Source organism: Pseudomonas sp. 7-41, assembly GCF_021233075.1.
GTDB classification, from domain to species: Bacteria; Pseudomonadota; Gammaproteobacteria; order Pseudomonadales; family Pseudomonadaceae; genus Aquipseudomonas; species Aquipseudomonas veronii.
Genome location: NZ_CP089551.1, coordinates 6,397,020 through 6,418,273 on the forward strand (window position 1 = coordinate 6,397,020; position 21,254 = coordinate 6,418,273).

Genomic DNA, 21,254 nt, shown 5'->3' on the forward strand with positions numbered 1-21,254 from the left:
TCCAAGGGTATTACCATGTCCCAAGACCGTCGCTACAGCTTCGAGTTCTTTCCGACCAAGACCGATGCTGGGCATGAAAAACTGATGGCGACTGCCAAGCAGTTGGCCAGCTACCACCCCGACTTCTTCTCCTGCACCTACGGCGCTGGCGGCTCGACCCGTGACCGCACGATCAACACCGTGTTGCAGCTGGAAAGCGAAGTCAAAATTCCCGCCGCGCCGCACTTGTCGTGCGTGGGCGACAGCAAGGCCGACCTGCGCGCCCTGCTGACCCAATACAAAGGCGCCGGCATCAAGCGCATCGTCGCCCTGCGCGGTGACCTGCCATCCGGCATGGGCATGGCCAGCGGTGAGCTGCGCTACGCCAACGACCTGGTGAGCTTCATCCGCGAAGAAAGCGGCGATCACTTCCACATCGAAGTGGCCGCTTACCCGGAGATGCATCCACAGGCGCGCAACTTCGAAGACGATCTGCAGAATTTCGTGCGCAAGGCCAACGCCGGCGCCGACAGTGCGATCACCCAGTACTTCTTCAACGCCGACAGCTACTTCTACTTCGTCGAGCGTGTACGGGCCATGGGTGTGAACATCCCGATCGTGCCAGGCATCATGCCGATCACCAACTACAGCAAGCTGGCGCGCTTCTCCGACGCCTGCGGTGCTGAGATCCCACGCTGGGTGCGTAAGCAACTGGAAGCCTATGGCGACGACGTCAAAAGCATCCAGGCATTCGGCGAACAGGTAATCAGTGAGATGTGTGAACAATTGTTGCAAGGTGGTGCGCCAGGGCTGCATTTCTATACCCTGAACCAGGCTGAACCTAGCCTTGCCATCTGGAACAACCTCAAGCTGCCACGCTGAAGTTTGCCCGGCTGTGCCAAGGCCCTCGTTTCTACGAGGGCCTTTGTCGTTTTACATGCCCACGGAACCCAGCAGTCCATGAATACAGTCCCCACGACTTCCCGCCCGCAACTGGTGTATCTGGTTTTCGGTGCCCAGACCTACCATCAGGAAGCCGTCTTCAGTATCGCCAGCGCCTTGGCTTTTCTGCAGGACACCCCGGACGCCGTCGTGGACATCCAGGTATTCAGCGACAACCCCGAACCCTATCGCCTGCTGCCGGTACGCGTGCGCCCGCTGGACGACGCCACCCGCAAACGCTGGAGCGAGCCCCATGGCTATCACTTCCGCACCAAACACGTGGTGCTGCGCCAGGTGCTGGAAGAGTCGTCGACAGCCCTGCTGATCGACACCGACACCTTCTTCCACCATTCGCCCACAGCCCTGTTCGAGCGCGTGCAACCCGGCACTCTGCTGTGCAACGCCTTCTACACCAAGTACGGCGACAATCACGAAAGCATCCTCTATAGCGCCCTGCACCAGCGCCTGCTGGACATGGGCGTGGCCGACGATGACATGATGACCCTCAACTCCGGCGTCATCGGCCTGACGCAACAGGACGCGCACATCCTCGATCGCTCCATCGAGTTGATGGACGAACTGTTCCCCCACGCCCAGGGCGCCTACACCCTGGAAGAGTTCTGCCTGTCGATCGCCGTCTACCGCACCGTGAATGTGCGCGAGTGCCCGGACCTGATCCACCATTACTGGAGCCGCAAGCAGCTGTTCCGCGCCAAGGTCAAAGCGTGGATCGCCAAGCATGCGGCCGCCCCCACCAGCGCGCAGGCCCTGGCCGACACGCGTCAGGTTTCCTCGCACCTGCCGCGCCCGCCGCGCTTGCAGCGCCTGATGTACAAACTGATCACCCTGCTCTTGCCCAAGCACCAGCAGCAGTTCATCCGCGAAGTTCTCTACGGTTGCTACGAGCACGAGAACGAGTTCGACCAGGCGTGCGGCCCGGTGTGGTGGGACAAGGCGCGGCAGAATCAGGAAGAGCGCCAGCAACGTCCGCTCGACGCCCACCAACTGGAGCACTGGTTCGCCAACCCGGTGGTCAGGCTGATTCTGGGCGAGCGGCGCAGCGCGATCTACGAACACTTGATAACCTCGCCCGCCAAATAACGATCCTTGCAGATGCGCGTGCCAGAGCTTCTCTTTCATTCAGGAGCATCGTAACCTCAGGCCATGTCCGCCCTTCTGAAGCTGTTGACTGCGACTCTTTTTACTTGCCTGAGCCTGGCCGCTCACGGCGAGAAATTGCGCATCGTCACCGAACCGTGGGCGCCTTACGTGTATGACGACAACGGCACGATGCGCGGGCTGGACTATGAAACCACGGTGATCGTGTTCCAGCGCCTGGGCGTCGATGTGCAGTGGCAATTCCTGCCGTGGAAACGCTGCCTGGCGATGCTCGAACAAGGCCACGCCGACGGCGCGCTGGACATTTTCCACAGCCATGAACGCGATGCCCTGCTGCTGTACCCCAGCGAACCGCTGTCGGAAGTGGAGTTCGTGCTGTTCTACGCCAATGAGCGGCCCCACCCGGTCCAGACCCTCGACGAGTTGCGCGGGCTGACCGTGGGCACCTCGCCGGGTTACCTGTACGGCGCCGAATTCAGTGAGTCCAGCGTGTTCCAACGCGAGCCGGCGCCGAGTCATGAAGCAAACTTCGGCAAATTGCTGCTTGGCCGCATCGATCTGCTGGTGACTGACCGCCGGGTCGGCCAGCATGTGATCGCGGCCTTGGGCCTGGAAGGCCAGGTCAGCCAGGCGCCCGCCGTGATCCGCCGCCAGCAGCAGTTCCTCGCCGTGCGCCGTGGCGCGGGCATGGACCTGCTGGTGCAGCGCTTTGCCGCCGAACTCAAGCGCTTCAAACAAGAGCCGGCCTACGCCGCCTTGAGTGCCAAATATGGTGGTATTCAAAGCGCAGCGGCGCCGATTACACTGCACGAACACACCGTTGAGCAGCAGGAAAGCAGCGCGCGGTGATTGCTCTGTTATACTCGGGCCTTCCCGCCAGGCTTACGCCCGGCCGCTGAGGTCTTGAAAAAGACACCCAACCCAGCTACTGCGCAGCTTTGCGACCCGCGCGAGCCATTGGAGTGTCCGCCAGACGCAGCAGGACCGGACGGGGTTGCGCTCCCCTAAGCGCCATTCACGCCCGGCAAGATTATCCCTTTGGGCCAAGCCCTAACTAAAACAGGATTACTCATGTCCTTTGCTTCCCTCGGTCTCTCCGAGGCTTTAGTCCGCGCCATCGAGGCAGCGGGCTATACCGAGCCTACTCCGGTGCAACAGCGGGCTATTCCCGCCGTGTTGCAAGGTCGCGACCTGATGGTTGCGGCTCAGACAGGTACTGGTAAAACCGGCGGCTTCGCCCTCCCGATTCTGGAGCGGTTGTTCCCCAATGGTCACCCGGACAAGTCCCAGCGTCATGGCCCGCGCCAACCGCGCGTACTGGTCCTGACCCCTACCCGCGAACTCGCCGCCCAAGTGCACGACAGCTTCAAGCTGTATGCCCGCGACCTGAAGTTCGTCAGCGCCTGCATCTTCGGCGGCGTCGGCATGAACCCACAGGTTCAGGCCATGTCCCGTGGCGTTGACGTCCTCGTCGCCTGCCCGGGTCGCCTGCTCGACCTGTGCGGCCAAGGCAGCGTCGATTTGTCCCACGTGGAAATCCTCGTGCTCGACGAAGCCGACCGCATGCTCGACATGGGCTTTGTCCATGACGTGAAAAAGGTCCTCGCCCGCCTGCCGGCCAAACGTCAGAACCTGCTGTTCTCGGCAACGTTCTCCAACGACATCACCGCCCTGGCCGGCAAGTTGCTGCACAACCCGGAGCGCATCGAGGTCACGCCGCCGAACACCACGGTCGAGCGTATCGAACAACGCGTGTTCCGCCTGGCCGCCAGCCACAAGCGTTCGTTGCTGGCGCACCTGATCACCCACGGCGCGTGGGAACAGGTGCTGGTGTTCACCCGCACCAAGCACGGCGCCAACCGCCTGGCCGAGTACCTGGACAAGCACGGCCTCACCGCCGTCGCCATCCACGGCAACAAGAGCCAGAACGCGCGCACCAAAGCGCTGGCCGACTTCAAGGCCGGTGAAGTACGCATCCTGGTGGCCACCGATATCGCCGCACGCGGCCTGGATATCGACCAACTGCCGCACGTGGTCAACTTCGAGCTGCCTAACGTCGACGAAGACTACGTACACCGTATCGGCCGTACCGGCCGTGCCGGTCGTTCGGGCGAAGCCATCTCCCTGGTTGCGCCGGACGAAGAAAAACTGCTGAAAAGCATCGAGCGCATGACCAAGCAGAAAATCGCCGACGGCGACCTGATGGGCTTCGATGCCAGCACCGTTGAGGCCGAGAAGCCTGAGGTGCGCGAGCGTCCGGACGTGCGTAACCCACGCAACCCACGCGGTCCGAAGGGCGATGGCCCGAACGGCGGCGGTGGCGGCGGCGGTCGTCGCGACAAGGGCAAGGACAAGGGCGGCAAGGAAAAAGCGCCGACCAACGGCCGCGGCGAACGCCCGGCCCGCGAGCAGAAGCCCCGCGAAGGCACCCCGGCCCGCGAACAGCGTCAGCCGAGCCAGCCAAGCCAGCCGCCACGCGCCAGCGCCGACCGCGCGCCGGACGAGTTCCTCGACGACGATGTGGATAACTTCGGTAACCGCGTCGACTACGTGCCCCAGGCCAAACCGGCCCAGGGCCGTGGCCGTCGTCCAGGCGCTCCGGCTCCGGGCGCTGGCACTGGCGCACCGCGTGGCGGCCAGCCACAGGGCGCGCGTCAGAACGGCCCGCGCAACAGCAGCGGCGGCACCACCGGTACGCCACCGGCCAAGCGCAGCGGCCCGCGTAACGGCGCACCGCGTGATGGCCAGGCGCGTCGCGAAGACTCGCGCAGCAACAACCGCCGCCCGGCCCGTGACGACCAGCCACGCTTGTCCGAGCCAGCGGTGCAGAACCCACGCGGCGGCCCTGCGCCGAAGATCATCCACAAGGAGTCGAAAGCCGACCGCTTCCCGACACCGGAGCAACTGGATCAGTTGCCAGGCCGTCCTCGTGGTGAAAAACCAGCGCTGCTGACCCGCAACCGCGAAGCATAAAAAAAACCCGTATCGCGAGATACGGGTTTTTTTGCCTGTAGGAGCGAGCTTGCTCGCGAAGGTCGTCAACGATAACGCTGGCAGCCTGAAAAAACGCGGTGTCTCTACGTTTTTCGCGAGCAAGCTCGCTCCAACAAGTGAAGCGTTACTTCGCTTTCACACCTTCAAACGTCACGTACAGCTCAACATTGTTGGACGCTGGGCCCAGGTCCATCTGCTTGCCGAAGTCTTGGCGATTGAAGCTGGTGGTACCTTCAAAACCGGCACGGTAGCCGCCCCATGGATCCTTGCCTTCACCCAGGAAGGTGGCCTTGACGACGATCGGCTTGGTCACGCCGTGCAGGGTCAGGTCGCCGGTCACGTCGGCAGTGACTTGGCCCGCAGCATTCTTACCGGTGGTTTTAACACTGGTGGAGACGAACTTGGCATCGGCAAACTTGCCAACGTCCAGGAAGTCTTTGCTGGAGATGTGCTTGTCACGTTCAGCGTGGTTGGTGAACACGCTGGCGGTGCGGACGTTGAACTCAATCTTGCTGTCTTCAGGCTTGGCGGCATCGAAGCTGAACTTGCCGTCCAGGTCCTTGAAGGTACCGGTGATGAAGCTGTAGCCCAAGTGGCTGATCTTGAAGTCGACGAAGGCGTGCTGGCCTTCTTTGTCGACAACATAGTCAGCGGCCATCACCTGGCCTGCGGACAGCAGAGCAGAACCGATTGCCAGAGCAGCGAGTGTCTTTTTCAACATGCTTTCTATTCCTTGTGAGTCGAGGTTGAACATCAGGCTTTGCGCCCCAGCATTCGCGTGAGGGTCGCATCACGATCGATAAAGTGGTGTTTCAACGCGGCCACGCCGTGCAGGCCGGCGAAAACCACCAGCACCCAGGCGAGGTACAGATGCACCACGCCTGCGGTGTCTGCCTGGTCCGGCAAGCCGGAAACCAAGGCAGGAATCTCAAACAGGCCAAACACCGGGATACCCACACCGTCCGCGGTGGAAATCAGGTAACCGGCGATCATCACGGCAAACAAGCCGACATAAAGGAACCCATGGCCAAATGCAGCACCGATCCGCGTCAGCCGGCTGTAGCTGGCCAGCGCCGGTGGCGGCGGGCTGATCAGGCGCCAGACGATACGCACCAGCATGATGGCGAACAGCGTGATGCCTATGCTTTTGTGCAGATCCGGCGCGTCTTTGCGCCATGCGCTGTAGTAGTCGAGACCGACCATCCACAAGCCCAGGGCGAACAGACCAAACACCACCAGGGCCACGCCCCAGTGCAATACCATGCTGACCCAGCCGTAGCGGGCTGGTGAGTTACGTAGCTGCATGTACTTAATCCCGTAAGAACTGTGCTCAAGACTAACGATTTACCTATCGAATTAAAGCGCAATTTTTTGCTTTGAAATATCGAGAAATATGATCATAAGCCTAGGCACAATACGTTAACGAGGGATTAAGACTATTCCTAAGAAACGTGACAGACCGTCCTGTGTTTACTGCGAATTGCCCCACAATGGCTTGTGACACGGGCCTCCATTGCATAGGCTTGCGCGATTGTTTCGCCTGCGCCGGGCGCAGGACCGCTTCGAGGAGATAGACGATGGGCTTGAACAACCAGTGGATGCAACGCGACCTTGCGGTGCTGTGGCATCCCTGCACCCAGATGAAAGACCACCAGCAACTGCCGCTGATCCCGATCAAGCGCGGTGAAGGCGTGTGGCTGGAAGACTTCGAAGGCAAGCGCTACCTCGACGCCGTCAGCTCCTGGTGGGTCAACGTGTTCGGCCACGCCAACCCGCGCATCAACCAACGCATCAAAGACCAGGTCGACCAGCTGGAACACGTGATCCTCGCCGGTTTCAGCCACCAGCCGGTGATCGAACTGTCCGAGCGCCTGGTGGCGATGACGCCCGCAGGCCTGACCCGGTGCTTCTATGCCGATAACGGTTCGTCGTGCATCGAAGTCGCGTTGAAGATGAGCTTTCACTACTGGCTCAACCGCGGCCTGCCGAACAAAAAACGCTTCGTCACCCTGACCAACAGCTACCACGGCGAAACCATTGCCGCGATGTCGGTGGGCGACGTGCCGCTGTTCACCGAAACCTACAAAGCGCTGCTGCTCGACACCATCAAGGTGCCAAGCCCGGACTGCTACCTGCGCCCCGAGGGCATGAGCTGGGAAGAACACTCGCGCAACATGTTCCTGGCCATGGAACAGACCCTGGCGGACAACCACGACACAGTCGCCGCCGTAATCGTCGAACCGCTGATCCAGGGCGCCGGCGGCATGCGTATGTACCACCCGGTATACCTCAAGCTGCTGCGCGAAGCCTGCGACCGCTACGGCGTACACCTGATCCACGACGAAATCGCCGTGGGCTTCGGCCGCACCGGCAGCATGTTCGCCTGCGAACAGGCCGGCATCCGCCCGGACTTCCTGTGCCTGTCCAAGGCCCTCACCGGCGGCTACCTGCCGCTGGCGGCGGTGGTCACCACCGAAGATGTCTACAGCGCCTTCTACGACGACTACCCGACCCTGCGCGCCTTCCTGCATTCCCACAGCTACACCGGCAACCCGCTGGCGTGCGCGGCGGCCCTGGCGACCCTGGATATTTTCGAAGAAGACAACGTCATCGAAAACAACAAGGCCCTGGCCCAGCGCATGGCCACGGCCACCGCGCACCTGGCGGACCACCCCCATGTGTCGGAAGTGCGCCAGACCGGCATGGTGCTGGCCATCGAGATGGTCCAGGACAAAGCCACCAAGACCGCCTACCCCTGGCAGGAACGCCGTGGCCTGAAGGTGTTCGAGCACGCCCTGACGCGCGGCGCGCTGCTACGGCCGTTGGGCAGCGTGGTGTACTTCCTGCCGCCGTATGTGATTACGCCGGAGCAGATCGACTTTTTGGCGGAAGTGGCCAGCGAAGGGATCGATATCGCCACCAACAGCAAGGTGAGCGTTGCCGTGCCCAAAGACTTCCACCCAGGCTTTCGCGATCCAGGTTGATTTGCCCTTCAAGCTTTGTATTTTTTCCAGAGAACAGACATGAGACTGTCCCGCTTTTTCACCGACACCCCGCTGAGCCTCGGCGATCACGAACTGCCTGAAGCCCAGGCGCACTACATCAGCCGCGTGCTGCGCATGGGCGAAGGCGATGCCGTGCAACTGTTCGACGGTTCCGGCCAGGAGTTTCGCGGCACGTTGCTGGAGGTCGGTAAAAAACACGTCAGCGTGCAACTGACCGAGCAATTCGCCGGGCAGGCCGAATCGCCGCTGCACATTCACCTCGGCCAGGGCCTGTCCCGCGGCGAGCGGATGGATTGGGCGATTCAGAAAGCCACCGAACTGGGCGTCAACGCCATCACGCCGATTTTCAGCGAACGCTGCGAAGTGCGCCTCAAGGACGAACGCGCCGACAAACGCCTGCTGCACTGGCGCCAGGTGGCGATCAGCGCCTGCGAGCAATGCGGGCGCTCGACGGTGCCGGTGATTCATCCACCGCTGCTACTGGCCGATTGGCTGAAGCAGACCGAGGCGGACCTGAAGCTGGTGCTGCACCCGGTGGCCGAGCCGATGGTCAGCCATGCCAAGCCATTGAGCCTGGCGTTCCTGATCGGGCCCGAAGGCGGCTTGACCGACCCTGAAGTCGACACCGCCCAAGACGCCGGCTTCCACGCCGCCCGCCTCGGCCCGCGCGTGTTGCGCACCGAAACCGCGCCGGTCGTCGCGCTGGCCGTCGCCCAACAACTGTGGGGCGACTTCTGACCGGCCCGAGGAGCGGGTTTATTCCACCGGGTCGCTGACCGGGGTGGCGAAGATCGCCTTCAACTCGGCGGTCATCGGAAACTCCAGGTTCAGGCCCTTCGGTGGGATCGGCTGTTCAAACCAGCGCCGGTAAATCCCGTTGATCTCACCGGTGCGGTACAGATCGCCCAAGGTGTCGTTGACCACCGCGAGAAACTGCGGATCGTCCTTGCGCACCATGCAGCTGTAGATTTCCCGCGACTGCTCCTCGCCCACCACCACCCAGCGATGCGGGTCCCTGGCCTTGGCGCGCTCGCCGTAGAGCAACGCATCGTCCATATAGAACGCGGCTGCGCGGCCGGTCTCGAGCATCTTGAAGGCTTCGCCGTGGTCCTTGGCGCTGATCACCGACAGGTTGCCGTTGTGCTCGGCGTTGTAACTTTTGAGGAAGCGTTCGTTGGTGGTGCCGGCGGTCGTCACCACGTTCTTGCCCTTGAGGTCGGCGAAGCCTTGGATGCCGCTGTCTTTCGCCGTCAGCAGTTGCCCCTTCACGTAGATGAAGCCGTAGGAAAACGCCACCTGCTTCTGCCGCTCGGCGGTCACCCCGGTAGAACCGCACTCCAGGTCGACGGTGCCGTTCTGCACCAGCGGGATACGGGTCTGGGAAGTCACCAGGTTGTACTTCACGCTAAGGTCGGCCACCCCGGTTTTCTGCTGGATGCGCTCGACAATCTTGTTGGCCAGGTCCACCGAATAGCCCATGGGCTTGCCGCTCTGGTCGCCCACGTAGGAAAACGGCACCGACGCATCGCGATAACCCAAGGTGATGGACTTGGTGCTGGCGATCTTACTCAACGTGCCCTCTGTCGGCGGTTCATTCGCCTGAACCGGCGCGCCGAACAAAAGCCCCAGGGTGCAACCGATCAACAGGATTTTTCTCATTGTTATTCTCCGTTGGTGTGTGACGATTCAAGCGGCGCGGGGCGCCAGGCCCTGCATATCAATCGACGGCATGTGCTGGCCGATCAGTTCGGCCAGCAGTTGGCCGCTGCCGCAGGCCAGGGTAAAACCGAGCGCGCCATGGCCCAGGTTCAGCCACAGGTTGCGATAGGCACTGGCGCCGATCAGCGGCACCCCGGTCGGCGTGGCGGGACGCATGCCGGCCCATTCGACCGCCTGGGCGTAGTCGCCGGCCAAGGGGAATGTCTCGACCGCCTGGCGCCTGATCAACGCGAGCCGCTTGGGCTCGAGGCCGGCGTCGAAACCGACGATATCGACCATCGCCGCCACCCGCAATTGCTCGCCGATCCGGGCGTACACGATCTTGCGGTCGTAGTCGGTGATGCTCACATTCGGCGCCCGATGCTGCGCGCCAATCGGCACGCTCAGGCTGTAGCCCTTGAGCGGATACAGCGGCAGCGCCAGCCCCGGCAACCCCAACTCAGCGCTGCGATGCCCGGCGGCGAGGACCAGTTGCTCGACCGGCATTACCTCCTCACCCAACTCAATGGCCTGCACCGCACCGGCGCTGTGACGGATCCCGGTGACCTTGCGCCCCAGCAAGAAGCGGCAATGCCCCGACGCTTGCAGGCGCGCCGCCAGGCGTTGGCAGAAGGCGTGACAATCGGCCACTTCCTCGTTCGGCGTGTAGATCCCACCGACAAAACCACCGCTCGCCAGCGCCGGCTCCAGGCGGGTGCAATCGGCCGCCGACAGCACCTGCTGTTGCAGGATATCCGTGACCTTGCGGCGCGCATGCTCGAAGGTGTCGGCGTTGCGAAACGTCACCAGCTTGCCGTTGCGCCGCCAGTCGAAGCCATCCAGGCGATCATCCTCGCGCCATTGCTGCAAGGTGGCCTGGCTCAGGCTCGCCAGGCGCAGCAGGTGGGCGGCATTGCGCCGGTTCACCGAGCCACGGCAGGCGCCGAGGAACGCCGCCATCCAGCGCCATTGCTGCGGGTCGAGGCGCGGGCGCAGCTTCAATGGCGAATCACCGCGCAGCAGCCAGCCAAGCGCTTGCAGCGGCACGCCGGCATCGGCCAGCGGCGCAACGTAGCGATACGACAACTGCCCACCGTTGGCGAAACTGGTTTCGCTGCCCAGGGTGTCGCGCGCGTCGATCAGCGTCACGTCATGCCCGGCGCGCACCAGCGCGTAGGCGCTTGCCAGGCCGATGACCCCACCCCCGATGATACAAACCTGCCTGGCCATCCCCGCTCCTCGCCGTTGAATAAGACGGCTCAAGCGTAGGGGCAGGTGACAGGCCCGCGACAATGAATAAAGATGGGTCACCTATAAGCAAAGGTTATGGACTCGCCATGCGCTTGCGTCATATCGAAATCTTCCAGGCCATCCGCCAGACCGGCTCCATCAGCGCCGCCGCGCAATTGCTGCACGTCTCGCAACCGGCGGTGAGCAAAGTGTTGCAGCACGCCGAGTTGCAACTGGGCTTCCCGCTGTTTCTGCGCGTGCGCGGCAAATTGCAGCCCACGCCGGAAGCCCTGGCACTGGAACGCGAAGTCGAGAAAGTCAGCGAAAGCCTGCAAGGCGTAAGGCGCCTGGCCAAGAGTCTGCGCCGGTCGCCGGCGCAGAGTGTGCGGATCGGTGCGATCCCGGCGCTGGCGCTGTCGTTGCTGCCACCGGCGATTCTGCAATGGAAACGCGCTTACCCGGACATCGCCTGCGAACTGTCCAGCGACCATAGCCGCGAGTTGGTGCAGAAGCTGTTGATGCGCGAGATCGACCTGGCGCTGACCCTCAACTTCGCCGGCCACCCGGGGCTCACCACCCAAGTGCTGGCCAACGGAGCCTTGGTCGCGCTGGCGTCCAAGGGCTATTGGAGCGACGCGCAAACCCGCCAGCCGCTGCCGTTGGCGGAGCTGGCGGGAGCGCCGTTGATTGGCCTGTCCAGCGCCGACCCGTTGGCGGCAAAGCTCGACAGTTACCTGGAGAAAGTCGACCCGCCACCACGGGTGAGCCTCTCGGTGCAGACCTACTCCCTGGCCCGCGCGATGGTCGAATCCGGCGCCGGCCTGACCGTCATCGACCCCTTCACCGCCCTCGGCGCGTCGACGGCGACCACCTGCATCCGCACGCTCACACCGCCGCTGCCGATCACCCTGTACGCCCTGACCCGCGCCGACGAACCGCCGCCGCACATGTTGGCCAACCTGCTGCAGATCTTCGGTGAACGTGCCCGGGAGCTGCTCGAACGCCTGTAGTCAGCGCCCTCAACCCCACTGAAGAACCAATGTGGGAGGGGGCTTGCCCCCGATGGCGGTGGTTCAGCCAGCATATTTGCCAACTGACACACCGCCATCGGGGGCAAGCCCCCTCCCACATTTTTTAGACCGCGTCGTGCGTTAGAGCACGTAATGCATGATCGCCACGAAATGCAGCAAACTGCCTCCGATCACAAACAGATGCCAGATCCCATGGGAATGCCGCAGGCGATCCTCCAGGGCAAAAAAGATGATGCCGACGGTGTACAACACCCCGCCCGCCGCCAGCCAGATAAACCCCGCCGTGCCCAGCGCGGCGATCAGCGGCTTGACCGCCACCAGCACGATCCAGCCCATCACCGCATAGATCACGATCGACAGAACCCGTGCTTCAGAACGCGGTTTGATCTCCTGCAGAATGCCGATCACCGCCAGCCCCCACACGATCCCGAACAACGTCCAGCCCCACGGCCCTCTTAAACTGACCAGGCAAAACGGCGTGTAACTGCCGGCGATCAACAGGTAGATCGAAAAGTGATCGACCTTCTGCATGATCGCTTTTCGCCGCCCCTGCACGCTGTGATACACCGTCGACGCGCTGTACAGCACCATCAACGTAAACCCATAAATCGCCACGCTGACAATCTTCCAGGGGCTGCCGTCCAGGCTCGCCACCACCAACATCCACACCGCGCCCACACACGCCGCGACTGCACCGAGCAAATGGCTCCAGGCGTTGAATCGTTCCCCGTGGTACATCTGTCACTGACCTCCCGTAACCGTTGACCGCTGGCTGACAAGCGTCCCGCCTTGCGCATCAGAGTGCAAGGGCCTTATGACGTTCCGGCGACGCCGCACGGTTTTGCGGGCACAATCGGCAGCATTCGAACAAGAGCCACGGCCATGTTGATCGACGAAGAGTTCACCCTCAAAAAGCTGGAAATCTTCCTGGCCTTCATGCGTACCGGCAACCTGGCCCGCGCCGCTGCCGAGCTGCAAACCAGCAACGTCAGCGTACACCGCGCCATCCACTCCCTGGAAAACGCCCTGCGCTGCCCGCTGTTCAAGCATGAAGGCCGCAACCTCACCCCGCTGGAAAGCGCCTACGTGCTCGAAGAGCGCGCACAAAAGCTGGTGCAGGACGCAGTCGACAGCATCCGCCTGACCCGCGAAGCCGCCGGCTTCTCCGCCGAACGCTTCAAGCTCGGCTCGCTGTATTCGCTGACGGTGAAAACCGTGCCGCAGCTGATCATGGGCCTGAAACTGCGCCGCAGCGAACTCAACATCGACCTGATCCTCGGCTCCAACTTCGACCTGCTGTATAAGCTCAAGAACATGGAAGTCGACGCGATCCTGATCTCCCTCGACGAACGCGCCAACGACCCCGATTGCGAACAGATCGCGTTGTTCTCCGACGACATCTTCCTCGCCACGCCCGCCGACTCGCCCTTCGACCGCGACCAGCAGATCGACCTGGCCGACGTGCGCGACGCCACGTTCATCACCCTCACCCAAGGCTTCGCCACCCACCAGGACGGCAACCGTGTGTTCAAGCAAGCGGGGTTCGAACCGAAGGTGGCGATGCAGGTCAATGACATCTTCACCCTGCTGAGCATGGTCAGTTCGGGGGTCGGTTATGCGCTGCTGCCGGGGCGGATTGCGGCGGTGTATGAGAACCGCGTGAAGCTGATACCGCTGCAACCCCGGTATCGGTTGCAGCAACATATCGGGGTGGTGTTCTTGAAGGCCAAGGAGCGTGATCCGAATTTGCTGGCGTTGTTGGCCGAATGTCGGATGTATGCCAATCGGCAGGTGACAGCCTGACAGACCGTTATCGGGGGCAAGCCCCCTCCCACATTGAAACGCACTCCAAATGTGGGAGGGGGCTTGCCCCCGATAGCGCCAGCCCAATCACCGCAAAACCCCAAAGTCAGCCCACCAACCCTCGCACAATGAAGTACAGCAACGAAGGCCCGAGCAAACAGCCAAGCCCGGTGTGGAACGTCGCGGTCAGCGCGCCATACGGCACCAGGCGCCGATCTGTTGCCGCCAGCCCCGCCGTCACGCCACTCACCGTACCGGCCAGCCCACCGAACACCATCGCCGAACGCGGGTTATCCAGGCCCATCCAACGCGCCGCAACCGGCGTGCCGACCATCACCAGAATCGCCTTGATCAAGCCAGTGGCAATCGACAGCGCCATCACATCCGAGGTCGCGCCGATCGCCGCACCGGTCACCGGGCCGACGATGTAGGTCACGGCGCCAGCGCCGATGGTGGTCATGCTGATCGCATCGCGATAACCGAACACCCAGGCCATGCTTGCACCGACGATAAACGGCAGGATCGTGCCCAGCAGCAGCGCAATCACACCAATCATCCCGGCCTTGCGCGCTTCGGTGGCTTGCACTTCAAACGCCGTGGCGACGATGGCGAAGTCGCGCAGCATCGCGCCGCCCATCAGGCCGATGCCGGAGAACAGCGATATATCCGCCAGGCCTTTTTGCCCGCCAGTCATGGTGCCGCCGACCCAGGCCAGCACCAGGCCGATCACGATAGCAATCGCCGAGCCGTGAACGCGCCCGAACGTCAGACGCTTGGACAGCACCACAGAAATCCACATCACCACGCCCACGAACGCAAAGGCGGTGACCAGGCCGTTATGCTCCAAACCCTTTTCAATGAGAGCCCACATATCAGCGGCCTCCCACGACAGGTGTCGGTGTGATCAGCGGTTCTTCATCGGGCAGCGGTTCGCCCTTGTGCGTGCGGCTGATCAACGCGATGGTGCAACCACACACCACCACCGAACCAATCGCCGCGAGCACCGCGACCGGGCCGCCGTGCAGAGCGGTGACCACATTTTGTTGCGCGGCCATCGCCACCACCACGGGGATGTACATCGCGCCCCAGAAGCCGACGCCCATTTCGCAATCCTTGGTCATGCCGCCGCGTTTGTGCATCCACAGCCGTGCGCAGATCAGCAGGATCATCGCGATGCCCACCCCGCCCACGTTGGATTTGACGCCGAGCAACACGCCAAGCATGTCGCCCATGATCACGCCCGCGAGCGTGCAGATCGCCAGCAATGCCACACCGTAAATAATCATTGTTGTTGTCCTCAAAGTGCTCGATCGATTTTTTGTTGTTGTGCTTCGAAAGCCTTGGGTGGTGCTTTATCGGTGGCGGCGCTCCTCCTCTTCCAGCAGGGCCTGCAAGGTGTCCAGGCGCGCACCTTCGCAGGCGATCACCGTGCCGTGTTCGAACACGCGGCGTGACAAGCCGGTGAGAACGGCGCCGGGGGGCAGTTCGATCTGCAGGCGCACGCCGCGCTCATAGGCGCTTTGCACGGTGCCGCGCCAGTCGACGACGCGACACATGTTGAAGGCCAGGTCGTCGCGCAGTTGCGCAGGGTCGCGGATCGGCCGCGCCCGGGTGCTGCTCAAGTAGCTGATGCGCGGAGCCTTGAGCGTGACGAACGCTTCAGCCAGCACCTGGGCCGGGCGCTCCAGCAGCGCGCAATGGGACGGCACGCTGACGGCCAGGCGCTTGGCGATGCCGTTGCCTTTGACGCGCTGGGCGACACGCTGCATCGCTTCATCGCTGCCGGCGATCACCGTCTGGTTGTCGGCGTTGATATTGGCCAGGTACACCGGGGTTTCGGGACTATGGATGGCGGCCAGCAGGGTTTCGACAGTGGATAAATCCGGGCCGATCAGGGCGGTCATGCCGTAGCCCTGTGGATAAGCCTGCTGCATCAGTTCGCCACGCAGGCTGACCAGCCGGACGGCGTCGGCAAAGTCGAGGGCACCGGCAATCACCGCCGCTGGGTAAGCGCCGATGGACAAACCCGCCACATAGTCCGGCGTGCGCGCCAACAGGCGCGCATGGGCCACACCCGCAATCAACAGGCACAACTGCACAGCGCGGGTACTGGCCAAGGCCCGCGCAGAGTCGAGTGGGCGAACGTCTTCAGCCAAGGCCTCGCTGGCTTCGTCCAGCACCGACGCAGGCAAATGCCGAAGCATGCCAGGGCGTTGCGCACCCTGCCCCGGAAACACCAGCAGGCTGCTCATATCAGCGCCTGCCAGGGATCGATGACCAGGTGCGCGCCGCTGGCGGTTTTGAGTAATACGCGACGTGACGAGCCGGCCCATTCGCGCAAGGCGACGGCGCCAAACGGGGTTTGCAGTTGCAGGTCCACGGCGCAGACCGCCGTGTCCAGGATCGCCAGCAAGTCCCCGGCGTCGCGTCGCCCCAGCGGCTCGGGGGTGCGCAGGATCAAATCCAGATCGCTGGCGTCATGCAGCGCTTCGATGCCCGTGGCCAATTCAAAACCCGCACTGCCGCTGACGCCCCAATCCTTCTGCGCCAGCAGCGGCCGCAGTTGAGCCAGCGCCCGCAATGCCGGCAAATCCCGTGGCGATGTCACCTCGCGCAGGGCTTGCGGCGTCACGCGCCGCCGCACCAGCGCCAGCGGCATCTGGGCGGCGAAACGCTGCTCGCGCAAACGCCCGCGCACGCCGACCGCCACCAGGCCCGGTTGCGCAATGGCGCGGCGGACCACCACCGGCTGCCCGGCACCGAGCGCCTCCAGCACCCAGGCCGGCGCATCGGCAAGCACATGCGCCGGGGTCATGCCCCAGAGCAGGTCGTGGGCGTTCACCATTGCGCCCGCAGCAGTTGGCGCACATGGCTGGAGGCGGCGCGATGGGGCGCACCCAGGCGACCGCTCAAATCACGGCCATCGACATCCTTGATCGCACTGACCAGGCAATCGCTGACCCGCGCCACATCGTCCTTCGTCGGCTGTTCAATCTGGCTGACCGACAAGGTCTCCCAGAGCAAACCGAGGCTGGCATAGCTGTCGATGTCATAGGCCATCGGCGGCACGCTGGCGGCCAGGGCTTCGAGCTCTTCGACGCTGCGCAGGGTCACCCGCGCCGCCGAGGCCTTGCCCATGGCGTGAACCATCACGCCGGGGTCGCGCAGGGCGATCAGGCGGTTGGCCTGGTAGCCGTGGGCGAGGAACGCGCCGGACATGGCCTTGCCCACCAACAACCCGATCACCGGGTGCCCGGCCAGACGGGCGCGAGCGTAGCTGTCGACCGCGGCGGCCAGGGCTTGATGGATGCCGAGGGCTTCTTCGCGACGGCCATAGGCCTGGCTCGGCACATCGACGATGGCGATCAATGGGCGCTGGTCGCCGGTCGCAATGGCTTCATCCACGGCTTTGGCCAACCCAAAGCCTTCGAGCAGGCCGACTTCGCCATTGCGTGCGCGAGGGAAGCGGTTTTGCGCGTCAGGGACCACGGCGATAAAGCGCACCTTGTGTTCACCCAATACGCCATCGGCGACTTTCAGCGAGTCCGGCAACCCTTCCACGGGTTGGGCGCCGGCACTCAACGCGTTGAACCACTGCAAGCCTCTCATGAGCGTTCTCCCTGATACAGATCGCGAACCGTCGCCGGGTCGATTTGCGGTTCGGCGTCCAGTTCAGCCAGGCGCGCCAGATAGAAGTCGGCGCGGCGACTGCGTTGTTGAGCGGGCAAGCCGAGCTGCAATAGCGCGCTGACGGTCTGCTGAATCTGCGCGACATCGTCCGCCACGTAACGGTCGGCCAAGCCGCTGTTGAAGCGTTGTTCGCCACCGGTCAGGCTCCAGATAAAGGGCCGGTCGCGGGAATCGTATTCATCCAGGCCGGCTTCCTGCTCGATCACCTGCGGACCGTTCAAGCCCAGGCGCGCTTCGCGGGTCACCAGCAGATAGCTGCACAGCCCGGCGGCGATGGACATCCCGCCAAAGCAACCGACGCTGCCCGCCACCACGCCGATCACCGGCTGATACTGGCGCAGATCGACAATCGCGGCGTGGATATCGGCAATCGCCGCCAGGCCCAGGTTGGCTTCCTGCAGGCGCACGCCACCGGTTTCCAGCAGCAGCACGGCGCGGGTCGGGATGCCGTTGCGGTTGTCTTCGGCCGCCAGTTCAAGGGCGCCGGCGATTTTTGCGCCGCCGACCTCACCGAGGCTGCCGCCCTGGAAGTTGCCTTCGATCGCGGCGATCACCACCGGCTTGCCAGCGATGTTGCCTTTGGCGATCACCACACCGTCGTCGGCCTGGGGCACCACGCCCTGACGGCTGAGCCAGGGCGACATGACCCGCTCGAACGGGTCGATCAGTTCACGGTAAGAACCTGCGTCCAACAAGGCCCTGGCCCGTTGCCGTGCGCCCAGTTCGACGAAGCTGTGTTTGCTGAGCAAGTCAGTCATGGCCGATCTCCTCGAAGCCTTGTTCCAGGCGCAGGCGCACCACGCCGGGCGTGGCACCGAAGTCGTGGATATCAATGTTCAACGCGGGCGGCGTGTGCTCCTGGAAGATCCGCTCGAACAGGTGCTGCCAGCGCTGTTCGGCGCCATTCACCGAGGTCTGTACCTGAATGCTCAGGATGCCGGGCGTGCCCGGTTCCAGCAGCACTTCGAGGTCGCCCGAACCGACACACCCCACCAGCGCGCGACCTTTGGGCGGCTGCCCGGCGGGAAATTCAAAGGATAAGGTTTCCATCAAAACGCTCCATCGAGGCGGTCGATAAACAGGCAGGCGGCCAACAGGTCGGCGGCGCCGCCGGGGGAGGCATTCAGGGCCAACAGCTGTTGGTCGAGTTCGTGCAAATGGCGGCGACCGGCCAGGGTCGCGCTGCCGCCTGCGTCGAGCACCGCTTGGGCGCCGTGTTGCATGGCGTGCAGGCCCGCAGTGCCGGCGCGGTAGAGCACGCAGGTGTCGGCCAGGGCGGTCATGATCGCGAGCAACGCATCCAGGCGCGCGTTCTGTTCACCGGCCTGTTGCTGGCGGCTTTTGTGCAGTTGCGGCAGGCCGCGTTGCAGCACCGAGGGGAAACCCAGTTGGGCTTCCTCACGGGCACCGCGTGCGCCGTAGCGTTGCGCCACCTGCGCGCCGTGGCTCATGGGTTGCGGGGCATGGCGATCATCGAGTAGGGCCAGTTTTGCCGCTGTCAGGGTTACGGCATTCGGGTGAAGGGATTGGGGTTCCAGTGCCGCTGCCGCAGTGAGTAAGCCGAGGGCCCAGATCGCACCGCGATGGGTGTTCACGCCGAGGGTGGTGACGAGCATCGCCTGTTCACCCTCACGACCGATGCGGCCGAGGGCTTCGCGCAGGGGCAAGCCGACTTCACCGATGTCGCGGGCGGCTTCGGCCATTGCCAGGAACATCGGCCACAGCGACAGCGCCGAGGCATGCATCAGGCCCAGGTGCAAATCGCGGTGGGCGCCGTTGCCACGACGGTCCACCAGGGCCGGTTTGGGCGACAGGTCGGCTTCGTCGATCAGGGCGTCGACGGCCAGGTCCGCCAGGCGTTCGGCAACGCTGAGTGGGTGCAGTTTGAGGGCGCGCATTTACCAGCTCCTGAACTTGGCGGGAGGGTTGTACAAACCGCCGGACCACTCCACCAAGTCGGCCACGCTCTTGGCGGCCAACAACTCACGGGTGGCGTCGGTGCGGCGGATGCCGAGGTCTTCGGGCCAGGCGATCAGGCCCTCACGGCGCATGCGCGCGGTGTCCTTGGGGTTATGGCGCATGCCGATGGCGGTCACCCCGGCGACGGCGGCGATCATCGCCTGGCGCTCTTCCAGGGAGCGCGCCTTGTACAGGTAGGCGATGCCTTCTTCGGTGAGCAAGTGGGTGACGTCGTCACCGTAGATCATGATCGGTGCCAGGGGCATGCCGCTTTTGCGCGCCACCTCCACCGCGTCGAGGGTGTTGACGAAGGTCGGTTTGCCGCCTTCCTGGAACGTCTCGACCATTTGCACCACGAGCTTTTTGCCGCGCTCCAAGAGTGCTTCGGGAGCATCCTCGTGACGCATGTCGAGCCAGGCCGGGGTGCCATGGCGGCGGCCACGCGGGTCGTGGCCCATGTTCGGTGCGCCGCCGAAACCGGCGAGGCGCCCGCGGGTGACCGTGGAGGAATGCCCGTCGCCGTCGACTTGCAGGGTGGCGCCGATAAACAGGTCCACCGCGTATTGGCCGGCGAGTTGGCAGAACATGCGGTTGGAGCGCATGGAACCGTCGCGGCCGGTGAAAAACACATCCGGGCGGGCGGCGATGTAGTGTTCCATGCCCAGTTCAGTGCCAAAGCAATGCACGCTTTCGACCCAGCCGCTTTCAATGGCGGGGATCAGCGTGGGGTGCGGGTTGAGGGTCCAGTTGCGGCAGATCTTGCCCTTAAGACCCAGGGATTCGCCGTAGGTGGGCAGGATCAATTCGATGGCGGCGGTATTGAAGCCGATACCGTGGTTGAGCGACTGCACGTTGTGTTTTTCGTAGATGCCGCGGATTGCCATCATCGCCATCAGCACATGCACCGGCTTGATGTGGCGCGGGTCACGGGTGAACAGCGGTTCGATGTAGAACGGCTTGTCGGCCACCACCACGAAGTCGACCCAACTGGCCGGGATGTCGACGCGGGGCAAGTCGGTGACGTCATCCACCAACTGATTGACCTGCACGATGACAATGCCATCGCTGAACGCTGCCGGCTCGATCAGCGCCGGGGTGTCTTCGGTACTCGCGCCGGTGTAGATATTACCGGCGCGGTCGGCCATGAAACCGGCCGAGAGCACCACATTGGGGATCAGGTCCACCACCAGCCGGGCGTAGAGTTCGATGTAGGTGTGGATCGCGCCGATTTCCAGCAGGCCGTCTTCCAGCAACTGGCTGATGCGCAGGGATTGGGTGCCGGCGAAAGAGAAGTCGAGCTTGCGCGCGATGCCCTTTTCAAACAGGTCCAGGTGCTCGGACCGGCCGACACTGGGCATGATCATGTGCAAATCGTGGAGCTTGGCCGGGTCAGCCTTGGCCAGGGAGCGCGAGAGGAAATCCGCCTGCTTCTGGTTATTGCCCTCCAGCACCACGCGGTCGCCGGGGAGGATCAGGGCTTCGAGGGCCTCGACGATTTTGTCGCTGGGCAGCACGGCCCCATCCGCATACTGCTTGACCAGCCCGAGCCGCCGCTGCTTCTCGTCGCGCCGCCGCGTCCAGCGCGAGTCGGGGGTAATTATTGTTGTCATGGTCGCTCCACGGGTTTGCTGTCGTGGGCTGTACCTTAGGAGTGATTCAGAGGGGCATCAATCAAGCTGGGCGGCGGATCGTTACGGCTGGAGTAATGAATCAGCGACAGACACGGGGTTAAGCCTAATGGGGAGCAACATGCCCCCCAAAACAACCCACGGCGCTACTCGAAGCGAGGTAAATGCGGAACCAC

Annotated in this window: 22 protein-coding genes; 8 read left to right on the forward strand and 14 right to left on the reverse strand. The window is 63.5% G+C overall.

The annotated features are described in order from the left end of the window. Positions 1–15: 15 nt before the first annotated feature. The 4 genes from metF to LQ249_RS29210 all read left to right on the forward strand — a co-directional run bounded on the left by metF (position 16) and on the right by LQ249_RS29210 (position 5,013). Positions 16–861: a methylenetetrahydrofolate reductase [NAD(P)H] gene (gene metF / locus LQ249_RS29195; RefSeq protein ID WP_017844969.1), complete on the forward strand. Its 846-nt coding sequence runs from the start codon at positions 16–18 to the stop codon at positions 859–861. A gap of 78 nt (positions 862–939) precedes the next feature. Further along, positions 940–2,022, forward strand: a complete 1,083-nt coding sequence (locus LQ249_RS29200) for a hypothetical protein (protein ID WP_232566072.1) — start codon at positions 940–942, stop codon at positions 2,020–2,022. Positions 2,023–2,085: 63 nt separating this feature from the next. Continuing rightward, positions 2,086–2,889, forward strand: coding sequence for a substrate-binding periplasmic protein (locus LQ249_RS29205; protein WP_017844970.1), 804 nt, complete (start codon positions 2,086–2,088; stop codon positions 2,887–2,889). 222 nt (positions 2,890–3,111) lie between these two features. Next, a complete protein-coding gene (locus LQ249_RS29210; protein ID WP_046381778.1) occupies positions 3,112–5,013 on the forward strand; it encodes a DEAD/DEAH box helicase in 1,902 nt (633 codons plus the stop codon). A 145-nt stretch (positions 5,014–5,158) separates the two neighbouring features. Here the strand turns inward: LQ249_RS29210 and LQ249_RS29215 are convergent, their stop codons facing one another. Further along, positions 5,159–5,755, reverse strand: a complete 597-nt coding sequence (locus LQ249_RS29215; protein WP_017844972.1) for a YceI family protein — start codon at positions 5,753–5,755, stop codon at positions 5,159–5,161. Between the two features lie 32 nt (positions 5,756–5,787). Then, entirely contained in the window at positions 5,788–6,339 is a 552-nt protein-coding gene (locus LQ249_RS29220; protein WP_017844973.1) for a cytochrome b, read from the reverse strand. Positions 6,340–6,611: 272 nt separating this feature from the next. On the opposite strand from LQ249_RS29220, the gene LQ249_RS29225 reads away from it, so the two are divergent. Together LQ249_RS29225 and LQ249_RS29230 are read left to right on the forward strand one after the other, a co-directional pair. Beyond that, a complete protein-coding gene (locus LQ249_RS29225; RefSeq protein WP_046381777.1) occupies positions 6,612–8,018 on the forward strand; it encodes an adenosylmethionine--8-amino-7-oxononanoate transaminase in 1,407 nt (468 codons plus the stop codon). A 39-nt stretch (positions 8,019–8,057) separates the two neighbouring features. Beyond that, on the forward strand, positions 8,058–8,777 hold the full coding sequence (locus tag LQ249_RS29230) for a 16S rRNA (uracil(1498)-N(3))-methyltransferase (RefSeq protein WP_232566073.1): 720 nt from the start codon (positions 8,058–8,060) through the stop codon (positions 8,775–8,777). A gap of 18 nt (positions 8,778–8,795) precedes the next feature. Here the strand turns inward: LQ249_RS29230 and LQ249_RS29235 are convergent, their stop codons facing one another. Both LQ249_RS29235 and LQ249_RS29240 read right to left on the reverse strand, forming a co-directional pair. After that, the gene (locus tag LQ249_RS29235; protein WP_232566074.1) at positions 8,796–9,698 is read right to left on the reverse strand and encodes a transporter substrate-binding domain-containing protein; all 903 of its coding nucleotides are present in this window, start codon (positions 9,696–9,698) and stop codon (positions 8,796–8,798) included. Positions 9,699–9,725: 27 nt separating this feature from the next. Continuing rightward, complete coding sequence (locus tag LQ249_RS29240; RefSeq protein WP_046381775.1) at positions 9,726–10,967, reverse strand: D-amino acid dehydrogenase; 1,242 nt, start codon at positions 10,965–10,967, stop codon at positions 9,726–9,728. 107 nt (positions 10,968–11,074) lie between these two features. Between LQ249_RS29240 and LQ249_RS29245 the strand changes: the two genes are divergently transcribed. Then, positions 11,075–11,977 carry a LysR family transcriptional regulator gene (locus LQ249_RS29245; RefSeq protein WP_017844978.1) on the forward strand — a complete coding sequence of 301 codons (903 nt, stop codon included), beginning with the start codon at positions 11,075–11,077 and terminating at the stop codon, positions 11,975–11,977. Between the two features lie 141 nt (positions 11,978–12,118). On the opposite strand, the gene trhA is transcribed toward LQ249_RS29245, so the two are convergent. Beyond that, positions 12,119–12,736 carry a PAQR family membrane homeostasis protein TrhA gene (trhA, locus tag LQ249_RS29250; protein ID WP_017844979.1) on the reverse strand — a complete coding sequence of 206 codons (618 nt, stop codon included), beginning with the start codon at positions 12,734–12,736 and terminating at the stop codon, positions 12,119–12,121. 144 nt (positions 12,737–12,880) lie between these two features. Between trhA and LQ249_RS29255 the strand changes: the two genes are divergently transcribed. Continuing rightward, positions 12,881–13,801: a LysR family transcriptional regulator gene (locus tag LQ249_RS29255; protein ID WP_017844980.1), complete on the forward strand. Its 921-nt coding sequence runs from the start codon at positions 12,881–12,883 to the stop codon at positions 13,799–13,801. 106 nt (positions 13,802–13,907) lie between these two features. Here LQ249_RS29255 and madM read toward each other — a convergent pair whose 3' ends face one another. The 9 genes from madM to mdcA form a co-directional block, all read right to left on the reverse strand. Next, entirely contained in the window at positions 13,908–14,672 is a 765-nt protein-coding gene (madM, locus tag LQ249_RS29260) for a malonate transporter subunit MadM (RefSeq protein WP_017844981.1), read from the reverse strand. Position 14,673: 1 nt separating this feature from the next. Next, complete coding sequence (gene madL / locus LQ249_RS29265) at positions 14,674–15,087, reverse strand: malonate transporter subunit MadL (protein ID WP_017844982.1); 414 nt, start codon at positions 15,085–15,087, stop codon at positions 14,674–14,676. 66 nt (positions 15,088–15,153) lie between these two features. Next, positions 15,154–16,053, reverse strand: a complete 900-nt coding sequence (gene mdcH, locus LQ249_RS29270; protein WP_232566075.1) for a malonate decarboxylase subunit epsilon — start codon at positions 16,051–16,053, stop codon at positions 15,154–15,156. Next, positions 16,050–16,646, reverse strand: a complete 597-nt coding sequence (locus tag LQ249_RS29275) for a malonate decarboxylase holo-ACP synthase (RefSeq protein WP_232566076.1) — start codon at positions 16,644–16,646, stop codon at positions 16,050–16,052. The genes mdcH and LQ249_RS29275 overlap by 4 nt, the downstream gene beginning before the upstream one ends. Beyond that, positions 16,640–17,410, reverse strand: a complete 771-nt coding sequence (mdcE, locus tag LQ249_RS29280) for a biotin-independent malonate decarboxylase subunit gamma (protein ID WP_232566077.1) — start codon at positions 17,408–17,410, stop codon at positions 16,640–16,642. The genes LQ249_RS29275 and mdcE overlap by 7 nt, the downstream gene beginning before the upstream one ends. Beyond that, the gene (locus LQ249_RS29285; protein WP_108524881.1) at positions 17,407–18,249 is read right to left on the reverse strand and encodes a biotin-independent malonate decarboxylase subunit beta; all 843 of its coding nucleotides are present in this window, start codon (positions 18,247–18,249) and stop codon (positions 17,407–17,409) included. Before LQ249_RS29285 ends, mdcE begins: the two co-directional genes overlap by 4 nt. Then, entirely contained in the window at positions 18,242–18,541 is a 300-nt protein-coding gene (locus LQ249_RS29290; protein WP_046381769.1) for a malonate decarboxylase subunit delta, read from the reverse strand. The genes LQ249_RS29285 and LQ249_RS29290 overlap by 8 nt, the downstream gene beginning before the upstream one ends. After that, complete coding sequence (locus LQ249_RS29295; protein ID WP_104904304.1) at positions 18,541–19,389, reverse strand: triphosphoribosyl-dephospho-CoA synthase; 849 nt, start codon at positions 19,387–19,389, stop codon at positions 18,541–18,543. Before LQ249_RS29295 ends, LQ249_RS29290 begins: the two co-directional genes overlap by 1 nt. Next, positions 19,390–21,060, reverse strand: coding sequence for a malonate decarboxylase subunit alpha (gene mdcA, locus LQ249_RS29300; RefSeq protein WP_046381767.1), 1,671 nt, complete (start codon positions 21,058–21,060; stop codon positions 19,390–19,392). It abuts the gene before it with no gap. Positions 21,061–21,254 lie beyond the last annotated feature (194 nt).